We start from the raw sequence: 23,925 nt of genomic DNA on the forward strand, positions 1-23,925 counted from the left end.
TGCCCGCCGCCGGAATCACGCCGATCGCATCGATGGCGAGAATGCCCCAGTTGAAGAGATTTTTTTCCGCGCCCCTGACGCTGCAGATGCGGTAGATGTCGGTCCCCACGTCATACAGCGACATCGCGTTGCCGACCAGCGGCACCATGTACAGGCACTGCACGAAGATTTCCTGGCCGTGGTTTTCGACACGCTCAACGCCTTTGTGCACGAGGTTCGGCGTAGTGGCCTTCGCGGGTACAGCGCTGGGGATGACGCGCCGGCCTTCGGCATTGGTCTTTATCTCTGCCGGTATCTCATGTTGCGGAGTACGCGGGGTTTCTGCTGCCGTCATGTTCCTGTTACCTGCTTGTGATGATGGGGATCGACTGGTCAGCCCAGCGCGGGCGGCGTCAGCGGGTTATGTGCGAGTACGTCACCCGAAACTCCTGACAGCCGGTTCGCGATCTGGCCGCGAGCGGCGGCTGGATAGCAAATGTCGCCATCCTGTTGATGTAGTCACTGCGTGGCTGGTCGCGCTGCGGATGCGTGAACTCGATGGTGTACTTTATCGGCACGCCCATGCCGCTCGTCCCTTTGAACGAGTAGATATCCGCGAGGGCAGCACCGGGTGTTCCGGTCACTTCGAGGGTGTAATACTGATGAACGTTAATGCCTGCGCGCGCGGCGACATCCGACAGAACCGAATTCAAGTTCCATCCCTCCGGTTGATCGTTGTGAATTACGCTGAAGCGATGTGCTGACCGTGCGTGGACCATGCCAGATGCCACTGGTCATATTGGTCTGGCCCCCGACGGTCGGGAAGCCGAAGGGTGACGTTTCAGGCCTGAGGGAGTCAACTGGACTAATCTGAAACCCTTCGATTTTGACAATGATTTACGATGAATTTCTATATCCCGGTTTTATTGCGTGGCTCCGCCGGTGATGAATCAATAAAAAGGCGACAATAAGCTGTCTTAATCGCAGCGATTAGACGGTGTTATGCACTTTTGGTAAGGAATGCAAAGTGAGTAGGCATAAGCACGGAAAACACGACAAAGTGCAAGCCAGCCAGAGTTTCGGGCAGTCGCTCGTAATCCCTGGCCAATCGCGGAAGCGGTTGAGCCAGCCAAAGCTGCGCTCGACCGCCCAGCGACGTGGCAACAGTACAAAGCCCTTTTTCGCCTCCGGAGCTCGATGACCTGAAGCTCAATGCCCTCGTCGAGTGCGGCCTGCGCGGGCTCTTCGCCGGTGTACCCCTGATCCGCAAATGCTACTTTGACCGTCTGCCCCGTGACCTGCTGGACCTGCCGCGCCAGTTCTCCAACCTGTGCGCGCTCCTGTTCGTTCGCCGGCGTCACATGCACTGCGAGCAGTTGCCCCAAGGTATCGACCGCGATGTGCACCTTGCTGCCTCTCTTGCGTTTGTACCCGTCATAGCCTGCACGCGGTCCGCTCTCGCACGTCGATTGCAGCGTTCGGCCATCAAGGATCACTGCACTGGGCTGACCTCGCCGGTCCTGCGCCACCCGGATAATCGAGCACAGGTCCTGGACCATGGCTTCGAAACAGCCCGCCTGAATCCAGCGTTGCGGTGCGTCTTTGCTCATCGAAGTCAGGTACGGAGCAGCGAAGTACCACTCTTCATTCGACACATCCGCTGGGTAAGCTCTGCGTTTTTTTTCATACCCCCGAGATACCAGGTCTGGCCGGAAGTTCATAACATCGTCTAGGGGCGACCGCGTATTTCTGGGTCTGCGCGGGCCTGTATTGCGTGGCTGGGCCACGGTGCTGCAGGTTCAATTCGAACCAGATGGGCATTCGCGATCTTTGCGTAATCGACGACGACCTGCTCGTTCTTGCCGGCCCCACAATGGAGCTTGACGGCCCCATCCGTCTTTTTCGATGGCGCAATGCTCTTCGAAATAACGAAGAACAACGCGTCGACAACAGTGTTCTCGATCTGTTATTCGACATTCCATGGGATGAACGCGTCGATCACGCGGAATGCATCTCACTGTTCAGATCAGGCAATGGCGACGCCCAGTTGCTTGTCGTCTATGACAGTCCGGCTAAAAAGCGGCTCCACGAAGGAAAGTATTTCGAGATCGACCTTTTCCGGCTCGGGGCATGATCGGGTCATGAATAGCACTCTGATGGTCGCTGTCCGGCGCGCGAGCGACCTGCGGCCAAAAATTCTTCACGTCATTTCAAGGAGGCGTCATGTCGTCGGACTTTCAGGTGGTGGGCACAAATGCAGCCGCGCAATTCACACTAAAACTTCATCGCGGCGAAGGCATGCTATTACTCGCGATGAACTGGAGAAATGGCAAGCCGTCGCGAAACTTCGTCGGTTTCGCAATTGAATACCGGGAACCCAACGGCGTTAAGTTCTTTCAGTTGAAGAACAGACTTGCATTCAAGGGCGTGGACGGGACGATCAACCCCGAGGCGCTGTCCACCATGAAGTCACCGATCCAGAAATTCCGATGGGTACACTTTCCGCGAAACGCACACCTTCCGGGAGCATTCACCTACAAAGTGACCCCTGTGTTTATGGATGATGCGGGTACGTTGACGTACGGTGTGGCGCAAGAGGCGAATATCGAACTGATGAGCGAAACATACCCCGGTGAATTAAACGTCGCTTTCACACGTGGATTCGTTTCGTCTCAGGCGTTCGTGGACCAGTACCAGAAGGACGGCCCCATATCCAGTTTGCTGCCGTCCAAGGCGGCAGAGGGACTGGACTTCACTCCAACGCATCCCAAAGCGGACGAAGCATTCGCCTGGATGGGGTTCGAAGCGCGTACCGCGATCCTTGACGTGCTAGACAAGGCCGTCAACGACGAGCACGCGACGGTGCGGGTCATTGCTTACGATCTCAATCTTCCAGAGATTGTCGAGCGACTGGAAAAGCTGGGCTCGCGCTTGCAGATCATCATCGACAATAGCAAAGATCATGGGGGAAAAGAGTCTGCCGAGACCGCGGCCGAAAGCCGTTTGAAGCAAAGCGCCGGTGACGAAAACGTGAAGCGCCAGCACGTAGGTAACCTTCAACATAACAAGTCGATCGTCGTTGATAGCCCTGAGCATAAGCTTGTCGTTTGTGGGTCGACAAACTTCAGCTGGCGCGGGTTTTACGTGCAGTCGAACAATGCACTGATCTTTAGCGGAGAAAAGGCCGTCTCCGCGTTTCATGCGGCATTCGAACAATACTGGAACCATCCTGCGGGTGAGTTCGGAGAATCGGTGTCCGCGAGCCAGGCGGTTATCGACCTGGCCTCACTGAAGCCGCTTGTCGCATTTTCTCCGCACAGCGCCTCTAATGCGCAACTGGAACTGGTTGCGAATGATATGAGAACTGGCACGTCATCCAGCATGCTCTTCTCGTTGGCTTTTATCTATCAAACTGGTGGCGCAGTACGCGATGCCGTCAAGGCGCTTGTCGAAGACAATGAAATCTTCGTCTACGGGATCTCGGATCAAAAGGTGGGTGGACTGGACATCCAGCAGACCAACGGCAACATGGCGCCGGTGTACCCCGCGGCACTGACGCAGCACGTGCCCGAACCATTCAAAGCGGAAGTGACGGGGGGATCGGGTGTACGGATGCACCACAAGTTTGTCGTTATCGATTTCGACAAACCAACTGCCCGCGTGTACACAGGTTCATATAATTTCTCGGGGCCTGCTGACACCGAGAACGGCGAGAACCTGCTGCTTATCAAAGACAGGCGGGTAGCCACCGCCTACATGGTAGAAGCGCTACGAATCTTCGATCACTACCGCTTCCGGGTCGCTCAACTCGATGCCGCCACAGCTCAAAAAGAACTGACGCTCCAAAGGTCGCCGCAGTCGGAGGCGGAAAAGCCGTGGTGGCTGGAGGACTATGAAAATCCCCGGAAGGTCAAGGATCGCGAACTGTTTGCCTGAGTTCGAGGTGCGGCTTTCAGAAACAGCGCCTTCTGCAATGATCTTTAAGCAGCACCATTCACCGAATACCGTTCAATCAACCGATGCGCAAACTCGCGCGCGAAAGCCGACAAGCCGTCGAGATCGCGCGCGCACACCTGAAACGTTCGCAACGCCCACGGATCACGCAACGCGCAGGAGCCGATCGGTTGATCGCCTTTCAGTCGCACGAATGCGGCTTTCGGCACGATCGCGATACCCGCTCCCGCACCGACCATCCGGCAGATCGCGTCGTAACTCGCGACATGAACGCGAATCGTCATCGGTTTGTGCACCACCGATGCCGCCCTATTGAGGAAGATCTGAATCGCGCTGCCTTCCATCAGCGCGACGAACGAATACGCGAGCGATTCTTCGAACGAGACTTCCGCATGCTCCAGCAACGGATGCCCCAATGGCGCGATCAGAACCAGCGTACTGGAGACGAAGGGGACGGCCTGCAGGCCATCGGTTGCGACGTTACCGGAAATGATGCCGAGATCGGCGGCGCCTTCACGCACGATGCGTACGATGTCGTCGCTCAGTCGTTCGCGGACGTCGATATGAATGTCGGGATGTGCGCTCAGATAATCGCCGATCACCGGCGGCAGATATTCGGTGACCGCCGTAGTATTCGCGACGAGGCGAAGATGTCCTGTGAGGCCCGGCGCAAACTGCTGCAAATCGCCAGTCAGCTTCTCCAGTTCGGAAAGCACGACGCGCGCATGCTGCAGGTAAACCTGGCCCGCATCGGTGAGCGCAACGCCTTGCGGCGAGCGTTCGAGCAGGCGAATACCCAGCGTGTCTTCGAGGTTCTTGATTCGATTGCTCACCGCCGGCACGGACAGAAACGAACGCTCCGCACCGCGTGTCAAGCTGCGAGTTTCCGCAATATTGACGAACAGACGAAAATCGGTGATATCGAACGATACAGCCATCTTCGTGTCTCGACTCTAGCTTCCGGAGCCGTCATCATAACGGGACACGAAAGAAAACAGTGTATCGCGCACGCCCTCTGCCACCGGTCACACGCGACACCAAACGTCGGCGGAATTACCAGCTTGCCGGTTCGAACCGGAAGCCCTGCCCCTCACGGCGAATGTAGCCGCAATGCGGTTCGCCAAAGTGAACCGGCAGCAGGAGCGCTTCCCGGTCGGCGGCCCGATTCAGACACTCCATGCGCGTTCGGCGCGCAATTTCAGGCCAGATGCAGTACCCGGAATTCACGTCGGGACGCACGATCTGCAACGGGCTATGAAAGATGTCGCCGCAAAAAATGCCTTCTTCTCCACGCGAGCGCACACGGAACGTGAGCTGTCCCGGGCTATGTCCCGGTGCCGGTTCGACCGTCAGACAATCGGCGATCTCGCGCGCCGGGTCGATCATTTCGGCCAACCCTTCATCGACGATCGGCATCACGCTATCGAAGAACGACTCGCCGAATACATCGATCACGCCGGACTCCCGGTTGCGTCCTTCGCGGCAGAACACGAAGTCGTCGTTCGGAATGTAATAACGCGCGTTCGGAAACGTCGGAACCCAGCGATTGTCCTGCCACGTGGTATTCCAGCCAACGTGGTCCGCATGCAGGTGGGTCATCACCACATGCGTGACCTTTTCCGGCGGCGCCCCCGCCGCGATCATCCATTCCCTCACCAGCGTGTTGAGCATGTTCATGCGAGCGATCCCGGGTCGCGGCTTGAAATTGCCCACACCCGTATCGATGACGATGATGTTGCTGCCCGCGTGCACGACCCAGAACTGAATGGTCACAATCAGCTTGTTCATGTGCGCGATCCAGTGATTGGGCGACATCAGCGCGGCGTGATCGTCCAGCACCGACCGGTCGATCTCGGGAAACAGAAAAGCCGGATCGTGAGTCGGGCCAGCGTATTCGAGAATACGCGTGACTTTCAGGTCGCCAATCATGCGGGACTGCATCATCGTTCTGTCTCCTTGATTCGCTACGGCGAATTGTCTGTTGTATCGGCGACGCGCACGGCAAGCCGCGCACGTTTGCATCACATTCTGTCGCTCACTCGCTGTCGATCACGCCACGCGCTCGAACAGCGCGGCCACGCCCTGGCCGCCGCCCACGCACATCGTCTCCAGTCCGTATCGACTGCCCCGTCGCGACATTTCGTGCAGCAACGTCGTCATGATACGTAGACCCGTCGCGCCGATCGGATGTCCAAGCGAAATGCCGGAGCCGTTCACGTTGAGATTGGTGAGGTCGTCGATGTGCCATTGACGCAGCACCGCGAGCACCTGCGCGGCGAACGCTTCATTAAGCTCGATCAGATCGATGTCCGCCAGCTTGAGTCGCAATCGTCCGAGCAGTTTGTCGACTGCCGGCACGGGACCGATCCCCATCCGCGACGGCTCGCAGCCGGCGGCGGCCCAACCCACCAGGCGGGCGAGGGGCTGAAGCCCATGCTGCCTTGCATACGCTTCGCTGACGACCAGACATCCGGCCGCCGCATCGTTCTGTTGACTGGCGTTGCCCGCCGTTGTCACGCCGTTCGGCAACAGCGGTTTGAGTGCCTGCAGGCGCTCGATCGATATATCCGGACGCACGCCTTCGTCCTGCCGAACCAGCTCGACCCCGCCTTTCTTCTTTACCTCGACGGGAATCACTTCCGCATCGAAACGACCGTCGCGCCAGGCGGCTGCCGCGCGTTGGTGACTGAGAAGCGCCAACCGGTCCGCTTCTTCACGAGCGATGCCGTAATCGGCGGCGAGGTTCTCGGCGGTCTCCGGCATGCCCGAAATGCGTCCGAAGCGGGACTCCGGTTGCGAGCGCTCGCGACCCCGCTCGAGCCGGTCGTGCAGTTTCACCGAGCCGCTGCGCGAGCCCCAGCGCATGTCGGTGGTGTAGTACTCGATGTTACTCATGCTCTCCACGCCGACCGTCAGCACTGCGTCCGCGGCACCGGTCTGAACGGCCATCGCGGCATTGATCAGCGCTTGCAAGCCCGAGCCGCAGCGTCGGTCGAGGGTATACCCCGGGACTTCGATCGGCAGTCCGGCGAGCAACGCCGCATAGCGGCCCATACAAGGTGCTTCGCTCGATGCATACGATTGCGATACGACCACCTCGTCGAGCGTATCGGGCGCAATGTCGGTGCGAGCCACCACGGCCTTGATAACTTCCGCAGCCAGCACATCCGCCGTGACGGAAGCAAGCGCGCCGCCGAATTTGCCAATCGGCGTTCGAAGGGGAGAGACGATCAAGGCTTCACGCATCGGCAAGTCCGGTCCAGTGGGTTCTTGGGGTCCCCAGCATGACCGAGATGGCCCGTCAGGCCAATTTTGCTTTGCGAAAGCGCCCTTTCGTCGGCTTTAAGACGCCCGGCTATTGGAGCGTTGCTTTGCGTCCGTGGCGAGCGCGGCGCATGTCGACAACGCAACTAGCCATACGCCATTCGAAGACCGGAATGGAACGGAACGTAGCAAGAAAGCTGAAAGCGACGCGTAGGAAAAGCGCGCGTCGCGACCTCCTGTTTACGGCGCTTTTTTGGCCAGCGCGCGCAAGGTCTGCTGCGGATCGAGCCACACTTCGCGCGCGAGCGTCGCTCTCTGCTCGACCAGTTGCCGCGCGCTACGCATCTCACGGCCCAGCTCGATCGTGATGGCGCCCACCAGCGCGCCCTCTTCGTCGAGACCCAGCAACACGCAGGGCGAGCCGTCGAGTTGACCGCGCACAAGCCAGTCCGATGCCGCCATGTCGCCGACGAACTGCACGTTGAGGCCGCACTGATCGGTCCAGAACCACGGCGCGGCTTCGGCGTCGGGCGCGAGACCCAGCATCGCACGCGCAGCGGCGCTGCCCTGCTTCTGCGCGTTCTCCCATGTTTCGTGGCGTCGATAGAGACCGCTGCCGGCATGACGACGGCTCGCGACGTCGCCGGCCGCGTAGATGTGCGGGTCCGACGTGCGGCATTGCTCGTCGACCACGATGCCGTTGTCGATTTCAAGGCCCGCTGTTTGCGCGAGCGCGATATCGGGTTGCGCGCCGATCCCGTAGATCACCGCATCGCCCGCGATCCGCGTGCCGTCCTGCAGATGCAGCACGATCTCACCGTTCTCGCGAGTCGCGCGCGCGAGACTCGCGCCGAAGTGAAACGCCACGCCGCGCCGGCGATGCAGATCACACAGGAATTCGCTCACCAGTGGCGGCGCGCAGCGCCCCATCGCCGATGCCGCGGCTTCGATCACGGTCACCTGAGCGCCGAGATCGACCGCGCTCGATGCCAGCTCCAGCCCGATCACGCCTGCACCGACCAGCAGCACGCGCCGGCCCGGCTGCAACTCACCAGCGAGCCGGTGTGCGTCGTCGAGCGTACGCAGCGTGTGCACGTTCGCGCCCAACGCATCGAGCAGCGGCAACCGACGCGCCCGCGCGCCGGTCGTCAGCAGCAGTTTGTCGTAAGCGATCGATTCGCGATTCGCCAGCGTCACCGTGCGCGCGTGTGGATCGAGCGTCGTGACGGACGCACCGAGCCTCAGCTCGATCGCATGCTCGTCGTAAAAGCCGTCCGCGTGTACCGCGCAGCGCGTGGACGCGGCACGCAACAAGACGTCTTTCGACAGCGGCGGCCGCTCGTACGGCGCATGCGCTTCGTCGCCGAGCAGCAGCACGCGGCCGTCGAAACCCTGGCGGCGCAACTCGGCCGCCGCATTCGCGCCAGCCTGTCCGGCGCCGACGATCACATAAACGGAACGATTCATCGATTCAACTCAGGTGCTCAACGGGTATTCAACTCTCACGCGGCCACGCATCAGAGATGCAGTCCGCCCGCCACGTGACGAATGCCGCGAATGCCGAGCCCGGCGTCCGCATTGATCATCACGCCGCTCAACACGCGGTTGTTCGCGCGCGAAGCCAGCATCACGTAAGGGCCGGTGAAATCGGCGGGTTCCGGAAAGAACTGCAACGGCAGAATGCCGGCGATCGCTTCGGGCGAGCGCGAGTCCATGATCCGTCTGTCCTGCTGACCGAGCGCGGCGGGCCCGCGCAGATCGCTTGCCATCCCACACGGACCGACGCCGTTCACGCGCACTTTCGGCGCGAGTTCATAGGCGAGCTGACGGATCAGTCCGACCGCCGCGTGCTTGCTCGCGGTATAGAGCGGACCGCCGCCGCCCGGATAGAACGACGAGTTCGACAGCGTGAAGATCATGCTGCCCTCGCTTGCGAGCAATGCGGGCGCGGCGGCTTTCGCGCCGAGCAGATAGCCCTTCACGTTGATCGCGAACAGTTCGTCGAAGCCGCTGTCCAGCTGCTCGGCGGGCAGGTCCATCAGACCGGCCGCGTGGTCCCAGATCGCCGCGTTGCCGACGAAGGTGTCGAGCGAGCCGAAGCGCGCCAGCGTCGCCGCGACCGCGCGCGCGTTGTCCTCGTGCGAACGCACGTCGCCCTGCACCGCGACCACGTCCGCGCCGAAGCGCTCGTTGAGCGCCCCGACCTTTTCCGCCGATCGTTCCAGCACGCCGACCCGGCAACCTTCACCGAGAAACCGTTCGACCAGCGCAAGCCCGAGCCCCGAGCCGCCGCCGGTAATCAGCGCGACCTGTCCTCGCAACCAGCCACCGGTTGCCTGCGCTTTCTGCTCATGCGTCGTACTCATGCGGCCTCCGGCACGTCGACGTAAATCTTCCCTTCGACCACCGCGACCGGGAACGTCCGGAGCGCCTCGGTGGCCGGCTGGCACAACGCGGCGCCGGTCTTCAGACAGAAACGCGCCGCATGCAGCGGACATTCGACGGTGCCGTCGTCCTCCACATAACCTTCGGACATCGAAGCGTTGCCGTGGCTGCAACGGTCGGCGAGCGCGTAGACGTCGCCATTCGAACGGAACACCGCGACCGCTTCGCCGGGCGCCTCCACCTTGATTGCCTCGCCGTCGGGCAAAGCGCTGTCTTCGCAAACGAGAATGCGTGCCATGGTATTCGCTTCAGAAAAGTACGCTGAGGTTGTGGGAGTTCAGGGTCGCCTGATCGAGCGTGATCTCGCGGCGGCAGATCTGCCAGCCCGCCTCCGTGTCCGCACGACGAATCCGGTCGAGCCGCTTGCCCGCGTAGATCGTTTCGTCGCGTTCCTTTTGCGAGCGATACAGCAGGTAGTTCACGCGCACGTCGAAAGTGTCGGCTTCGTCGGTCGCCGACACCACCACGTTGGCCACCAGATGGCGCGTGCGCGACGGCGGCTCCTCGGCCCAGGCCATCCCCGTTTCGAGTCGCGCGATACGGCGTTCGAGCTGCGCGTACGTGTCGTTGAAGATCCACGTAGTCGGCGGCTGCACGCTGCGGCGCCGGTCGCGCGTTTGCGCATTGACCGTGGTGCGCATCGTGTACTGCGTGTCCGGCGACATCAGCGCGAGCCAGTCGCGAAAGCGCCAGTCGTCGAGCAGCTCGGCCTCGCGATACAGAAACTGTTCGATCTCGTGATGCAGTTGCAGCGGCACCGCGCATGCGCGCGTGAGAGTGGCTTCAGTCATGCTTCATCACCTCCTGTTCATAGACGCGCGTGCGTTCGAGCACCTCGTCCCAGCTGTCGCAGGCGAGCAGATCGGCCCAGCGGCGATACATGCCGCGCGCCGCCGTCTCCGAGAAGATGTAGTTGGTCATGCCGGGGATGCCGTCGTCGCGCCGCTTTTCGTTGCCCAGTCCCATTTCGACGATCAGCTTCGTCGAGCGCGCGCGCTTGCCGCGCAGCACCTTCTGAATCTCGACCCAGTTCTCCGAGTCGTCCTGCTCCAGAAAACCCGCCGGCCCGAACGCGCGCGTCGCGCTGCGCTCGAATGCCTGCTTGACCTCGTCGGATGCATCCTTGTCGGCGATGCAGAACGCCCACACCTCGACCTGATTCGGCCCGCGCGGATGCCACACGCGCAGCGTCGCGGTGCCGTTCAGCCAGGACATCGTCGGGAACATGTTGTTGTGGCCGGCGAGGCGCAGCGCGCGCACCTTGCCCAGACGCGCTTCGACTTCCGGGTAGGTGTCGCGGAAGTACTGCGATACTTCACCGTCGACCCACACGTTCGCGTCCGGCCCCTCGGTGAAGAAAAAGCCGCTGCCGTGACCGGCCTGGCCGTACTGCAGCGCATCCTTCGCGGTCTCCCACACCGGCCGCGCGGTCTGCCCCGCGCCGAGCGCCTTGTCGCCCTCGCCCTCTTTCGCGCCCAGCACCTGCACGGCCGACGCATGCGAATACAGCGCGTGATACTGATCGCTCGCGAACTGCTCGGCCGGAAACTTCCAGTTGCAGTCGATCACCCACTTATGCACGCCGCCAATGATCTCCGTGCCGCCCGGCCGGCGATCGAGCACGCCGTCGAGATACCACGCGATATCGCCCATATACGCTTCCAGGTCCGGCGCGCTCGCGTCCCAGTTGCCGAAGATCAGCCCCTTGTATTCGGCGACGCGCGTGACTTCCTGCAAGCCGAGCTTCTGCTTGCACAACCCTTGCGGATACGCGCGCGCTTCGAGCGGCACGTCGACGAGCGCGCCGTCCGTGCCGTACGACCAGCCGTGATATGGACAGGTGAACGAGCGGGTATTGCCGCAATCGGCGTAGCTCACGCGCATCGACCGATGCCGGCATTGATTCAGGAATGCCTTGATCGAACCGTCTTTCTGGCGGACCACGATGATCGGGTCTTCGCCCATGTAGGTGTTGAAGTAATCGCCGGCTTTCGGAATCTGGCTGACGTGCGCGAGAAACAGCCAGCAGCGGCCGAAGATGCGCTCCAGCTCCAGTTCGTACAGTTCGGGATCCGAGTAGATGGATGCGGCGACCCGGCCGGTATGGGCGTCGACGAGCGCGTCGAAATCGATCGATTTCTGAGACATTTAGCGTCTCCTCCGTGGGAGGTTTGGTATGCGAGGTGTGGCCAAATGATCGCGGCGTAGTGCCGCGCTGTAAAATATTTTGTTTGTTTGGATTAAGACGTTTCAGCGATAACTGAAACCCCGCCTGGGAACACGACCAAGGACAAGCCGACGATGGAACTCCGACACCTGCGCTACTTCATCGCCGTCGCGGAAGAACTGAGCTTTACGCGCGCGGCCGAGCGTCTGCGCACCGCGCAGCCGTCGCTGAGCCAGCAGATTCGCGATCTCGAAGATCAGGTCGGCACGCAACTACTGGAGCGCACGCGCCGCAAGGTGGCGTTGACCGAAGCCGGTAAGGTGTTTCTGATCGAGGCGCGCCTGACACTCGCGCAAGCCGAGCGCGCGGTGGCGCGTGCGCGGCACGTCGGCCGCCAGAACAGCTCGACGGTCACGATCGGCTTCGTGCCGGCCGCCGAGGTACGAATATTTCCGCGCATCCTGCCGCGTCTGCGGCTGCGCTTTCCGGAATTGAACGTCGAGTTGCGCAGCATCCCGACCTCCGAACAGGAGCAGATGCTGCTCGACGATGAAATCGACGTGGCCTTCATGCGCAAGCCGATCCGCTCGCCCGACATCCTCAGCGAAGTGGTGCTGCGCGAGCCGATTCTCGTCGTGCTGCCGGTCGATCATCCGCTCGCGCGCTACAAGCGCATCAAGCCCGCGCAACTCGACGGCGAGGCATTCATCAGCACGCACCCGCTCTACTCGGGCGACGTGTACGACGTGGTCGACGGCTATTTCAAACAGCACAACGTGCAGCCGAAAGTGATTCAGGTCGCCACCAATATCCTGCTGAACCTGAATCTGATCGGGATGGGCCTCGGCGTCGGACTGCTGCCCGGCTACACCGCGCTGCTGACGAATCCGGCGATCTGCACGCGCCCGCTGGCGGGCCCGGTGCCGCAAATCGAGCTATTGATGGCCTGGCGCGCCGGTCATCGCTCGCAGCAACTCGACGTGCTGCTCGAACTGGCCGCGCACCAGGCCAACGACGAATGACGCGCGCGGCCCCGTGTTAGCCGTTAGCCGTTAGCGTTTGGTCCCGCACATCGATGCGGCGAGCGCGGCATCGAGTGCGCTCGAGGTCGAGCCGAACAGCTTCGCCAGCAGCCCGCCGAGCAGCGGATTGTTCGCGAGCCACGCGGGCGTCGTCACCTTCGGCACGTTAGAGGCGCCCGGCGTGTTCGGCGCGTTAGGTGTAGACGTGCTCTTGCCCGACACGATCGCGATGTTCTGCATCATCCCCTGATCCTCGTGATCGAGGATGTGACAATGCATGACGAACTGGCCGATGAAATCCTCGTAACGTGTACGCAGCACCAGCGTATAGCCGGGCTTGATGAAGATGGTGTCGCGCAGCACGTCGCGCTGCGTACAGTACTGGGTATCGCCGGTCGCGATTTCCGCCTGCGTACACGCGCCGGTGGAATCGTAAATCGATTGACCCGACGCATTCAGCACGTCGGTCACGCGAAACGGATTCACGTGGATATGGAATACATGACCGCCACCCGCCACCGTTGTGCTCACGCGCCATTCGTCAAGATTGCCGAGCGTGCCCGTGTAATCGATGCGGCTCATGTCGTAGAGCCGGTTGTTGATCACGAAGTGCGGCACACCAGACGACGCGTCGACGTCGAACGTATCGGACACGGTCTTCGCCGGCACGCCGTCGGTCACGCGCGGCGGAGCGAATACGTGCGTGTCGAGCCGGTTCAGGTCGGCCAGCACGTCGCGCGGCAGGTTCTGGTTCGCGTCGACCAGCTGGTTGCGCACGTATTGCCAGTACTTCGAATGACCGAGGCCGTCGTCGCTGTAATCGGGGATGTTGTTGCCCGGCCCGACGCGCGCGAACGAAAGCAGCCGACGGTCCTTCACGGTCGCCGAGTTGCGGCGGAAGTTGATCGTCGCGGCCGCGTTCGCCGCCTCGTCGAGGATGCAGTACAAACCGGGACGCGGAAACGCGACCAGCACGTCGCTGCGATAACCGGGGTCGAGCGTATTCACGTCCTTCTCGACTATCGACGAGCGCGTCAAGCCATCCACCGCGATTTCCAGCTGCTTGACCGTTTCGCCGCTGCACAGCGCGTCGAGCGTGGTGGTCTGCTGTGCATGGCCATGCGAGGCCGCGAGCCGCGCGGCGGCCGTGCGCGTCGCGCTGTCCACGTCGGCGGCGCTCAGCGCGCTCGAATCGTTGATGCCCAGCGCCGCCAGATTGGCGCGCACGATCTTCACGTTGATGGTGTCGCGATTGCCGCCGTGAATCATCCGCAAGCGACGGATTTCGCCGGCCGGCACATAGCTCGCCACGCCCGGAAACACCGGCTGCACCACGCCGTTGATCTGCGTATAGCGCCCCGAGATTGCCCACGTGCTGTTGACCTCACCCGCATGGCCGGGACGCGGATCGGCGACGAAGTTCAGCTGATTCGTGTAATTGCGAATCTCGCCGACGCTGCCCTGCGGACAGACCCACGCCTGCGTGACCGGATCGGCGAGCGGCGCGCTCGCCGCCGCATTCTCGAAGCAGCCGTACTCGATCTGCTGGAACAGCATCACGTGCTCGCGAAACGGCTGTGAGCGCTCCTTGCGATGCAGGATGGTATCGATGTCCGCGATGCCGCCGTTCGACGCGCGCGCCGCCGCGGTTCGCGTGCCGCGCACGATCAGCACGCCGGCCATCCCGCTCGACACATCGATCGCGGTCGAGCCGTGATTGTGCGAGTGATACCAGAACGTGCCGGCCGGATGGTTGGCGGGAATGTCGTAGCGATACGCGAAGCTCGCGTTCGGCGCGACGCTGACCATCACGTTGTCCGAGTTGCCGGACGGCGACACGTGCATCCCGTGCGTGTGCAGGTTGATGGTGTTGAAGCAGTGCGGAACGGACGGGTCCGGATTCGGCGGACAGGTCGTCGACGATTCGGGCGGCAGCCGGTTGTTGAGCGTCACGTTCAGACGCATGCCCGGTTTCACGCTGATGGTCGGGCCCGCCGGGCAGCCGTTGTACGAGCGCATCGACACGGTATCGAACGCATTCGTGTCGGGGTTGAAGAGCTTGTAGCTCGTCATGTTGACGTTCAGCCCGAGCGAAGCCTGGCTGCCGTCGAACGTATAGCCGGTCAGGCAGCGCTGCCGCGCGAGTATCGACGCGAGACCGCCGGTCGAATTCTCGGCGGTATTGTCCGCGCTCGCCTCGGCGGTCGCGCTGAGATCGGCGAATGCCTGCGCCGCCGACACCGCCTGCGCATGGACTTCACGACCGAAAGTAAGACCGATCAGAACAACTAACCACACTGCTACTACTGAAGACAACCTCATTACTACCCCCGAGGGCTTTTAGCCCTTCCTTCTATGGATTTTTGAATTCTTGTGAATCCTGTTATCTGGCCAACTGCACGACTACGTTCGAACCTTCGTCTAGTGCCCCGCTCCCTGATCGAGTGCCGCCGCGCGAAGCGCGTCGTTGCTGTCGGGAAAGAGCCGCTGCCGCAAACTCGCCACTTGCGTCGCGTAGTCCTGCGCGGAGAGTCCGGCCTGCGCAAGCTGCGCGCGTTGCGCGTCGTAGCTCGCGTAACGTGACTGCCAGTCGTCTTCGTCCTTCTGCATCTGCACGACCCGCTCGGCGGCGGCCGGCCCAAGCGTTTGCGACACCTGGGCGCGCAGGTCGTCGGGCGAGACATGCTGCTTCTGCAACTGCGCGATCGAATCGATCGTAGCCTCCTGCGCGCGCGCCTGCTCGCGTTCGGCACGCTCGGCCGGGGGCAGTCCGGCATCCAGGGCCGCGAGACGTGCACGCTTTTCCGCGTCGCTCAGGTTCGGATCGGACGTGATGCGCAGCCGCGCGAGATCGTCGCGTTGCTGGTGCAGTTCGTCGCCGAAGAACGCGTCGCTCCAATCGCCCATCAGGCGCGTCGCGAGTTCCGCGCGCTGGTCGAGCGTGGTCTGCAGCGCGTCCAGGTCCGGCTTGCCAGGGCTCGCGTTACTGGCCGGCGGCGTCAATTTCGCGCTCGCCGCGAGATACGCGCTGTAGCGCTGCCAGACCGCCAGCGCTTCGTCGGCGGCGGGCGTGCCTTCGAGCTGCGCGGCGATCGCGCGACGCACCAGTGCGTCGATCGCACGCGGCGACTCGCTGTCCTGCGCGGTGAGGAAATAGTCGAAGAAGTCGCGCACCGCGCGCGTATGGGTCAGACGCCCGTGCTCGTCGACGGGCAGGCGCGGCGCCTCGGTGCCTGCCAGCGACGCCGGCAACGCCGGCGCCTGCGGCGCGGACGCGCTATCCAGCGCCTCGGCGCCCGCCGGGGCAGCCTGCGCCGCTGGCGCACCGTCCGCCGCCGCCGCGGGCGCGGCGCCCGGATGCCCAGCCAGCAGCACCCACGCGACCGCGCCGACGGCAGCCGCGCCGGCCACTGCAAACAACGCTTTCCAGTAAGTTCCGGCGCGCGCCATGCTTACACTCCGCCCGTGCGCAGACGATTCGCGTGCGTGCGCAGGACCGCCACCGGATCGGCCGCATTCAGACCGCGAATGCCGAGCAGCTGGTTGATCGCGTCGAAGTGATTCCACTTGTAGCTGGTGCTGATCACCGAGCCGTACAGCGAGCTGCACGCCGACACGAAGCCGTCGTTCGGACCGGACTTGCGCCCGGCCATGATCACGCCGGCGGTGTAGAACACCGGCGTCGAAATATCGAGCAGGCTTGCCGGATCGAGCAAGCCGACGCTGGTATCGACCGCGCCGGTCACGATGCCGAACAGCGAGATCGGCTGGAACGCGGTGCCGCTCCACGAGTACAGCAGATGCACGTTACCGTTGACGGTCTCGCTCGCCGCACCGATCTTGCACGAGCCTGCCGTGCCGAGACCCTTGCTCGGGAACAACTGGTTGAACGATGCGGTCGTGGTCGTGCTCAACGCATTGAGCGCCGCGATCGAATCCTGGTTGGTGTTGTGCGTATCGCTCGTCAGCACGCCGAAGATATTGAGCACCGCGCCGAACACCGGTGTCGCGATGCCGGTCGGATCGAGCTTCAATGCGGCGAGCACGAAGTCCGCGAACTCCGAGCCACGATGCGGCGTGGCGATCGTCGTGACCGACGCGACGAGGTTCGGCGCGACGGCCGCGACATAGCGCGAGGTCAGACCGCCCTGGCTATGGCCGATCAGGTTGACCTTCTGCGCGCCGGTGACCGCGAGCACCTGCTTCACATACGCCAGCAGTTGCTCGCCGCGGCCGTTCGCGCCGAGGTCGCTCTGGAAGCCGGATAGGTCGGCGACGTAGACGGTCGCGCCATGGCTCTTGAGGTCGGCCTGCATGCCGTACCAGTACGGCAGCACGCCGAAGTAGTCGGCGGTGCCGGTCAGCCCGTGCACGAGGATGATCGGGTAGCGGGTTGCCGCGTAGTTATCGGCCACGGCCGTGGTGCCTGCGTGAGCCGGATTCGCGACCGCGCCGAGCGCCAGCGATGCGGCGAGCACCGCATAGCGCGCGCGACCCGCGAGCAGCGTCCACAAGCGACGCACGGTAAAACTTGTATTTCTCATAGGAGCGTATTCTCCGGTTAACTTCGGTTAGTAGTGTTATGAAAAATGTTTTGCGTCAGGCGCTCATGGCCGCCGCCTGGACGCCGCGAGCGCGACGCGGTGCTGCCACCAGATGAACAGCGGCGCGCCGATCACTTCGAGCGCGGTGAAGCCGACAAACGGCAGAAACGGCAGGCCGACCGCGAACAGCGACGCCGCCCGGCCGATACCGCCGATAAAAATCATCAGCCACAGCGCGCGGAACAGGACGGTTTCGCGCTCGATGCGCGGCACCACCCAGAACGCCGCGAGACCCAGGCCCATCCAGACACCCGCATAGAAGCGCAGGTTGCTGTCGAGCGTGGCGTCGTGCGGCAGCGATAGATGCGCGTAGAGCGGATCGGCGAGCCCCGTCATCGCGACGAGGCCGGAGACGGTCGGCACCACGGCGAGGATCGCGGTCGCGACCTGCAAGGCGCGCCGGCCCGCCGTGCCGCCGCTGTTCATGGTTGGGTTTGCGAAGCGCTCGCTCATTTGATCTCCTCACGGTCTCATTGATAGAACTGAGTGATAAAACTCAGTGGCAAAACTCAGTGATAAAAAACACCCACCAGTTGCACGCTGCGCGCCTCCGACATCGCCCCGAAGCGGCTCCATGCCGGGCCCGTCTGCGTCTGCGCCTGCAGCGCGACGTCGAAGCGCTGGAAGCGGCGCCGCAGTTCGGCCCAGTATTGCCGGCCGCCGCCCGCATCGGCCTGCACGAAGGCCGACAGGTCGAGGCCACGCACGCCGAGGTTGCGCCACATCGCCATCACGAACAGCGCGTGCCGGCTCGGCAGTTCCTGCGAGGTTACCGCCGTCTGCACCGCGTTGCCCCATGCATACGGATTGGTGGCCGCGAGCGAACGCCACTGCGATGCGCTCGCGCCCGCGCCGTTGCTCTGAAACTCCGCGGTCAACGACAGATCGACCGGCAGCGTCCACGTCGCGCCGATCGACGAACTCGTGCGAAACGCGGTGTCGTCGATATGGTTCGCGCGGCCGATCAGCGAGCGACGCCGACCGCCCGTCCACTCCGCATAGGCGACCACCGAATTGCCGATCAGCACGCTGAGGTTCTGCCCGACCTGCGGCGCCTCGCCCTGCTCGCGATAGATTACCCACTGCGGCTGCACGGTCGCGCCGAGCCGCTGACTGCCGAGCAGCATCCAGCGCTCGACGCCGTTGGTGCGCTGCAGATCCGACGACGCGTCCGGGTTGCCCGGCAGGCTGCGACTCGTGAGCCGCGGCGAGTACGTCAGCGACACCGAGCCCGTGTCCCACAGTTGCTGCGCGCGCACCGCCACGCTGCCGAGGCGCGTCGTGCGACGGCTGTCGGGATCGGGCGGCACGTCGGTGGTGATTGCGCCCGCGCCGAAAAAATCGGTCGGGTTGTAGCCGACGCCCGCGCCGATGCGCATGTTGATCCGCCCGAGGTCGACCTGCTGCAACGACGACGGATGCCAGCTGACGTAGCCCTCTTTCACGAGCGGCACGTCGCGATGCGACTCCGCCTGCGACGACAACGGATCGAAGCGGTCGTAACGCGCCGCGAAGTTGACGACGAATTGCGAGCCCAGCGCCTGCACATACTGGAAGTCGAGTGACAGCTGGCTGCGGCCCGAGTACGTGCCGTCGCGCGCGCCGCTCGCCCGCACCGCTTCCTCGATCGCGACCTTCCACGGCCGCGAGGTTTGTACCTTCGTGTCAGGCGTCGCGTCGGCGAGGTCGAGCGCGGCGGCGGTGGCGTCGCTGGCGTCGGTGCTTGCAGTGCTCGGGATGCTCGGGGTGCTAGCCGGAGCGGCGGGCGCCGTGGTCGCCGCGCGTGTGACCGGCGCGTAATCGGGCGCATGCGCCGCTGCCCCATCCACGCCCGCCGCACCCGCACCCACTACATCCGCTGCATCCGTGCCTGCCGCCTCCGCGCCACCCGGCACGCCGGCTGCGCCTGCCGCATCCGGTGGTGCATCGTTCGCGTCAGCTTCGGCCGCCGTCGCCTTGCCGCACACGAACGGCAACCACGCCGCCATCAGCAGCGTGGCCGTCGGTGCGAACGAGCGCATCGAGCGCCGCGTCATTCCGCCTTGAAGCGCTGCAGCGAATCGCGTTGCAGCCAGGCATCGGGAATGTCACGCCATGCGTAGCCGGAAAACTGCATCACCGTGACCCAGCTCGAATCGAGTCCGTCGATGATCACCGTTTCGGTCGGCCGATCGACGCCCAGTTGCTGCGTATAGCGCCGATAGAACGCGGTCTTCAGCAGCCGGTCGCTCTCGGAATAGAACTTCGCCTTCACCGGACGGCTATTGCTCGCGTCGAGCCACATCTCGATGCGGTGATACGTGAGACCTTCCGACTGACCCGCCAGTGACAGCTTGTAGCAATGGCGCATCTGACGGTCGCCGTCGGTGACGTCCTCGGTGCCCTTCAGCTCTGCCTTGTAGTCGTGCGCGAGATTGACCGTCACCACGTCGCCGTTGGCCGCCTGACCGAGCAGCCGCTGGTCCGGCGAAATGCGGATGCTCGCCTGGTTGGCCGGATCGTAGAACCACAGGTCGTTGCCGTTTTTCAGCATCAGCTTGCCCGCGTCGCGCGCCGGCTGGATGAAGCGCACCAGCGTGCGAAACGCGCCGCCCGGCGCATCGGGCTTCGAGTAGATCGTCAGCGCGTTGCCGTCGACCTGCTTGCCGCCGCGATACTCGGTCAGCGCCGCGTTCAGCACGAACGAGCCGGTCGGCGTGCGGATCGCATCGCTTTCGCGCAGCAGCTTCTGCGGATCGGGCGCGCTTTGCGCATGCGCGGCCGGCGCGGCGAACTGAAGCGCGACGGGCACGGCGAGCTGAACCGCGAACGAAGCGGCCACCAGCAGACGGGCAGACAAGCGGGCGGGCAAGCGTCCAGATACGCGAACGAACGAAGAGACGGACGAAGAAGCAAACAGACGACGCACAGGCAAACTCCAGAAATTCCAGCAATGACGAAACAAAAAACCACCCACTTCAGACATGGGGTTCAGACGTGCCGCAGCGCATCGACGATCGACAGCCGCGCGGCATTGCGCGCCGGCCACCACGCCGACAGACCCGCCACCAGCGCAAGCCCGACGAAGGTCAGCGCCATCAACCGCCACTGGCCCCACACACGCACCGTCAGCGCGATCGAGTCGATCCGCGCGGGCGGCGTCCACGAGATGCCGCTATGGTTGATGCCGGTGGCGATCAGCAACGCCGCGACGACGCCGACTGCCGCGCCCGCGAAACCGAGCAGCAAGCCTTCGCTGACGAACAGCGCCTGAATGCCGCCGCGCCGCTCGCCCATCGCGCGCAACGTGCCGATTTCGACGGTCCGTTCGACGATCGCCGTGCTCATCGTGTTACTGACCACGAACAGCACGATCGCGCCGATCAGCGTGAACACGAAGCCGAAGATCACCGAGAACATCCGGTTGGTCTGGTCGTAGAACGGGTTGAGCGTCGCGAAGTCGAGCACGTCGAGCGACTGATCGGCGAAGTGCTGCGCGAGCAGTTGGCGGATGCGCTCGCGCGCGGCCGGCAGTTGCGCGGTGTGGCGCAACTGCACCTGGATCGCGGTCACGCGCGGCGTGTCGCCGCCATACACGAGCCGCTGCGCGCGCGGCAGATGCATCGCGAGATACACGTCGTCGAGTTCCTTGACCCCTTGCTGTTCGGCCTTGACGACCGTGAAGCTGCCGACGTTCGGCGCGCCGTACGCGTTGGTGGCCAGCACTTCGATATGCGTCGCCGGACTCTTGGCCTCGGCAGGCGGCGCTTCGAGCGCGGCGAGCGCGAGCACGTCGGCCGGCGCGGTGGCGGACGCTGCGTCGCTCGCGCCGTCCGCCGCCGCGGCCGACGGCTCATGCGCCTGTCCATGGCCCGGCTCGTGCTCCGCGCAATCCGGCACGTGCAGCGCCATGCACAGCTGCAGCACCCGCGCGACGCCACGACCGACCACCGCGGCATCGTCGGAGGTGCCTTCGAGTGCGAACGGGTGCGGCTTCAGCGGAAACGCGTACTCGTTCCACAGTTGCATGCGGCCCTGGTCGGCGGCGACCATCCCTTGCGCGAGCACGGTGCGCGACACGCCCGCCGCGAAGTTGCCCGCGACGCCGCCGAATTGCAGTGTCGGCGTGACCACCACCAGCATCGGCTTGAGCACCGGATCGGCGCGCAGCGTGTCGAGCAGCTTCTGCGGATCGCGAATGCCGTACGCGACCGGGTTGCCGCTGCCGTACAGGAAGTAGTCCTGGCGCTGGATCTGCAGATGGCCACTGCGCCGCACGAAGTCGGTTTGCAAACCGAGCGTGATGTCGGTGCTGAAGCCGCCGAACAGCAGGATCGAGCACACGCCGACGATCATCGCGAGCAGTGTCGTCAGCGAGCGTCGGCGGTTGCGTTGCAGGTTGCGCAACGCGAGCAGGAACGTGTGTTTCATGCCGTGCCCTCCGCCACCATGCTGCGCTGGCCAATCACCGCACCGTCGCGGATCTGGATCACTTCGTCGGCCGCGCTCAGCACCTGCGGATCGTGCGACGAAATCACGAACGACACGCGTCGCTCCTGCTGCATGCGCCGCATCAGCGCGATGATCGCTTCGCCGGTGCGGCTGTCGAGATTCGCGGTCGGTTCATCGGCGAGCACCAGTGCCGGCTCGCGCGCGAGCGCGCGCGCAATCGCGACACGCTGGCGCTGCCCGCCCGACAGTTGCCCCGGCCGATGCCGCGCCTTGTCGGCGAGGCCGACCGCGTCGAGCAACTCCATCACGCGCGCCTGACGCTGCCGCGCGGGCCGCCGCGCCATCAGCAACGGATATTCAACGTTCTCGTACGCCGACAGCACCGGCAGCAGATTGAAGGTCTGAAAAATATGGCCGATATGCCGCGCGCGGAAGTCCGACAGCGCGTCGTCGGACAGCAGCGCGGTGTCCTGACCGGCCACCACGACGCGCCCGCTATCGGGCCGGTCGATGCAACCGATCATGTTCAGCAGCGTGGTCTTGCCGCTGCCCGACGCGCCGCTCAGCACGGTGAAGCGGTTCGGCGCGATCCTCACGGACACGTCGGCGAGGCCGGTCACGCGCACGCTGTCGAGCAGATAGCTCTTCTGCACACGTTCGATCGACACCGCGTTCGAAACAGACGAGACGGTCATGCGTGGGTGGCCTCCTCGCGTCTCGGCGCGGACGGCAGCGCCGAGGCGCCGACGGCCGACGCCGGCAGCTTGCGGATCAGGCGCTTGAGCTGCGCGCGATACTCGAAGTGCTCGACCTCGATCGCGTGACGTTGCGTGTTCGTGAAATGGATGCCGCCTTTCCAGTCGGAATGGTCGGTGCTGATCAGCTTGTCGATGCGCTTCGCCTTGCGCGGCGCGGCGTCGCGCGCACGCAGATAGCGCGCGAGCAGTTGCGACTGATAGTCCATCACCGGCCAGTTGCCGGTCGAGGTCTGGAACAGGCCGATAAAGAACAGGTTCGGATGCTGCGCATCGAACATGTTCAGATACAGCTGCGGATGGTTCTTGTTCCAACTGAGATACGCCTGATCGATGAACGGGAAGCTCAGCTCGAAACCGGTCGCATAGATGATCACGTCCACGCGTTCTTCGCTGCCGTCGCTAAAGCGCACGCTGTCGCCGCACAATTCGTGCACGTCCGGCTTGGACGTCAGGTCGCCGTGGCCGAGGTGATAGAACAGCGTCGAGTTGACGATGAAGTGCGACTCGAGCAGGCGGTGATCGGGCTTCGGCAGACCGTAGTCTTCCGGCTGCCCCGCCGTCGCGAAACGCAACAGCTTCTCGCCGGCAAGACGGCGCATCCACATCGGCAGACGCATTTTGAGCGGCCACTCGGCCCAGCGGTCGACCGGAATGCCGAACACGAATTTCGGCCAGTAGTAGTAGCCGCGTCGCGTGCTGTGAAACACCGCCTGCGCGTGATGCACCGCTTCCACCGCGATGTCGCAGCCCGAGTTGCCCGCACCGACCACCAGCACGCGCTTGCCCTTCAACACGTCCGGCGTCTTGTATTGGGCCGAGTGCAGTTGCAAACCGCCGAAACGGCCCGGATAGGCCGGCATCTGCGGCTTGCACAGGTGACCGTTGCAGACCAGCACGCCCTTATAGCGGCGTACTTCGCCGTGATCGAGCGTCACGTCCCACAGCGCGGTGCCCGCCACCGGCTCCATATCGATCACGCTGCGGCCGAATTCGATGTGCTCGTACAGACCGAAGCGGCGCGCGTAGCTGCGCAGATAGGCGAGCGCCTGATCGGCGCGCGAGTAGATCGGATAGTCGTCCGGCATCGGGAAGTCCGTGTACTCGGAAAACTTCTTCGAGCTGATCATGTGGACCGACCGGTAGATCGCGCTGTTGTCGCGACCGTAGTACCAGGTGCCGCCCACGTCGTCTTCGCGCTCGATCACGTCGAATGCGAGGCCCTGCTCGTGCAGATTCTTGGCGGCCGTGATACCGGCCGCGCCGGCGCCGATGATGCAATAGCGCGAACTGAAATCCCGCTT

20 protein-coding genes and 3 pseudogenes are annotated in these 23,925 nt (G+C 63.6%); 3 read left to right on the forward strand and 20 right to left on the reverse strand.

The genetic code is table 11. From position 1 onward, the window contains the following. The 3 genes and pseudogenes from HHL14_RS25390 to HHL14_RS25400 all read right to left on the reverse strand — a co-directional run. On the reverse strand, positions 1–334 hold a 334-nt coding region (locus tag HHL14_RS25390), incomplete at its 3' end, for a hypothetical protein (protein ID WP_169500345.1). Between the two features lie 58 nt (positions 335–392). After that, a complete protein-coding gene (locus HHL14_RS25395) occupies positions 393–692 on the reverse strand; it encodes a hypothetical protein (protein ID WP_169500346.1) in 300 nt (99 codons plus the stop codon). 287 nt (positions 693–979) lie between these two features. After that, positions 980–1,700: pseudogene (locus HHL14_RS25400) on the reverse strand (IS5 family transposase). Positions 1,701–1,767: 67 nt separating this feature from the next. Between HHL14_RS25400 and HHL14_RS25405 the strand changes: the two are divergent. Beyond that, a pseudogene (locus HHL14_RS25405) lies at positions 1,768–2,113 on the forward strand (DUF3616 domain-containing protein). A gap of 89 nt (positions 2,114–2,202) precedes the next feature. Continuing rightward, positions 2,203–3,915, forward strand: a complete 1,713-nt coding sequence (locus HHL14_RS25410) for a phospholipase D-like domain-containing protein (RefSeq protein ID WP_169500347.1) — start codon at positions 2,203–2,205, stop codon at positions 3,913–3,915. Positions 3,916–3,959: 44 nt separating this feature from the next. On the opposite strand, the gene HHL14_RS25415 is transcribed toward HHL14_RS25410, so the two are convergent. The 8 genes from HHL14_RS25415 to hcaE all read right to left on the reverse strand — a co-directional run bounded on the left by HHL14_RS25415 (position 3,960) and on the right by hcaE (position 11,790). Next, entirely contained in the window at positions 3,960–4,871 is a 912-nt protein-coding gene (locus HHL14_RS25415) for a LysR family transcriptional regulator (protein ID WP_169500348.1), read from the reverse strand. A 115-nt stretch (positions 4,872–4,986) separates the two neighbouring features. After that, a complete protein-coding gene (locus HHL14_RS25420) occupies positions 4,987–5,877 on the reverse strand; it encodes an MBL fold metallo-hydrolase (protein ID WP_169500349.1) in 891 nt (296 codons plus the stop codon). Between the two features lie 105 nt (positions 5,878–5,982). Continuing rightward, a complete protein-coding gene (locus tag HHL14_RS25425; RefSeq protein ID WP_169500350.1) occupies positions 5,983–7,179 on the reverse strand; it encodes an acetyl-CoA C-acetyltransferase in 1,197 nt (398 codons plus the stop codon). A 258-nt stretch (positions 7,180–7,437) separates the two neighbouring features. Continuing rightward, positions 7,438–8,664: a 3-phenylpropionate/cinnamic acid dioxygenase ferredoxin--NAD(+) reductase subunit gene (gene hcaD, locus HHL14_RS25430; protein WP_169500351.1), complete on the reverse strand. Its 1,227-nt coding sequence runs from the start codon at positions 8,662–8,664 to the stop codon at positions 7,438–7,440. Between the two features lie 50 nt (positions 8,665–8,714). Continuing rightward, on the reverse strand, positions 8,715–9,563 hold the full coding sequence (gene hcaB / locus HHL14_RS25435) for a 3-phenylpropionate-dihydrodiol/cinnamic acid-dihydrodiol dehydrogenase (protein ID WP_169500352.1): 849 nt from the start codon (positions 9,561–9,563) through the stop codon (positions 8,715–8,717). Further along, the gene (hcaC, locus tag HHL14_RS25440) at positions 9,560–9,880 is read right to left on the reverse strand and encodes a 3-phenylpropionate/cinnamic acid dioxygenase ferredoxin subunit (RefSeq protein ID WP_169500353.1); all 321 of its coding nucleotides are present in this window, start codon (positions 9,878–9,880) and stop codon (positions 9,560–9,562) included. Before hcaC ends, hcaB begins: the two co-directional genes overlap by 4 nt. A gap of 10 nt (positions 9,881–9,890) precedes the next feature. Continuing rightward, positions 9,891–10,433: a 3-phenylpropionate/cinnamic acid dioxygenase subunit beta gene (gene hcaF / locus HHL14_RS25445; protein WP_169500354.1), complete on the reverse strand. Its 543-nt coding sequence runs from the start codon at positions 10,431–10,433 to the stop codon at positions 9,891–9,893. After that, positions 10,426–11,790 carry a 3-phenylpropionate/cinnamic acid dioxygenase subunit alpha gene (gene hcaE / locus HHL14_RS25450; RefSeq protein ID WP_169500355.1) on the reverse strand — a complete coding sequence of 455 codons (1,365 nt, stop codon included), beginning with the start codon at positions 11,788–11,790 and terminating at the stop codon, positions 10,426–10,428. The genes hcaF and hcaE overlap by 8 nt, the downstream gene beginning before the upstream one ends. 153 nt (positions 11,791–11,943) lie before the next feature. Here hcaE and hcaR point away from each other — a divergent pair, with 153 nt between their 5' ends. Then, a complete protein-coding gene (gene hcaR, locus HHL14_RS25455) occupies positions 11,944–12,831 on the forward strand; it encodes a DNA-binding transcriptional regulator HcaR (protein WP_169500356.1) in 888 nt (295 codons plus the stop codon). Positions 12,832–12,861: 30 nt separating this feature from the next. On the opposite strand, the gene HHL14_RS25460 is transcribed toward hcaR, so the two are convergent. The 9 genes and pseudogenes from HHL14_RS25460 to HHL14_RS25500 all read right to left on the reverse strand — a co-directional run. Beyond that, complete coding sequence (locus HHL14_RS25460) at positions 12,862–15,129, reverse strand: multicopper oxidase family protein (RefSeq protein WP_329601729.1); 2,268 nt, start codon at positions 15,127–15,129, stop codon at positions 12,862–12,864. 123 nt (positions 15,130–15,252) lie between these two features. Beyond that, positions 15,253–16,281 (reverse strand): lipase secretion chaperone, encoded by a 1,029-nt coding sequence (locus tag HHL14_RS25465; protein ID WP_169500358.1) that lies wholly within the window; start codon positions 16,279–16,281, stop codon positions 15,253–15,255. A 2-nt stretch (positions 16,282–16,283) separates the two neighbouring features. Next, on the reverse strand, positions 16,284–17,375 hold the full coding sequence (locus HHL14_RS25470) for an esterase/lipase family protein (protein WP_169500359.1): 1,092 nt from the start codon (positions 17,373–17,375) through the stop codon (positions 16,284–16,286). A gap of 63 nt (positions 17,376–17,438) precedes the next feature. Next, positions 17,439–17,888: a DUF4345 domain-containing protein gene (locus HHL14_RS25475; protein WP_329601730.1), complete on the reverse strand. Its 450-nt coding sequence runs from the start codon at positions 17,886–17,888 to the stop codon at positions 17,439–17,441. Between the two features lie 56 nt (positions 17,889–17,944). Beyond that, entirely contained in the window at positions 17,945–19,456 is a 1,512-nt protein-coding gene (locus HHL14_RS25480; RefSeq protein ID WP_230413187.1) for a hypothetical protein, read from the reverse strand. A gap of 11 nt (positions 19,457–19,467) precedes the next feature. Continuing rightward, positions 19,468–20,226 (reverse strand): outer membrane lipoprotein-sorting protein, encoded by a 759-nt coding sequence (locus tag HHL14_RS25485; RefSeq protein WP_169500433.1) that lies wholly within the window; start codon positions 20,224–20,226, stop codon positions 19,468–19,470. A 179-nt stretch (positions 20,227–20,405) separates the two neighbouring features. Then, on the reverse strand, positions 20,406–21,845 hold the full coding sequence (locus tag HHL14_RS25490) for an ABC transporter permease (protein ID WP_169500360.1): 1,440 nt from the start codon (positions 21,843–21,845) through the stop codon (positions 20,406–20,408). After that, positions 21,842–22,561, reverse strand: a complete 720-nt coding sequence (locus HHL14_RS25495) for an ABC transporter ATP-binding protein (protein WP_169500361.1) — start codon at positions 22,559–22,561, stop codon at positions 21,842–21,844. The genes HHL14_RS25490 and HHL14_RS25495 overlap by 4 nt, the downstream gene beginning before the upstream one ends. After that, positions 22,558–23,922, reverse strand: a pseudogene (locus tag HHL14_RS25500) (flavin-containing monooxygenase); the annotation flags it as partial. The pseudogene HHL14_RS25500 and the gene HHL14_RS25495, both read right to left, overlap by 4 nt. Positions 23,923–23,925: the final 3 nt, after the last annotated feature.

Origin of the sequence: Paraburkholderia antibiotica (assembly GCF_012927125.1) — a bacterium.
GTDB classification, from domain to species: Bacteria; Pseudomonadota; Gammaproteobacteria; order Burkholderiales; family Burkholderiaceae; genus Paraburkholderia; species Paraburkholderia antibiotica.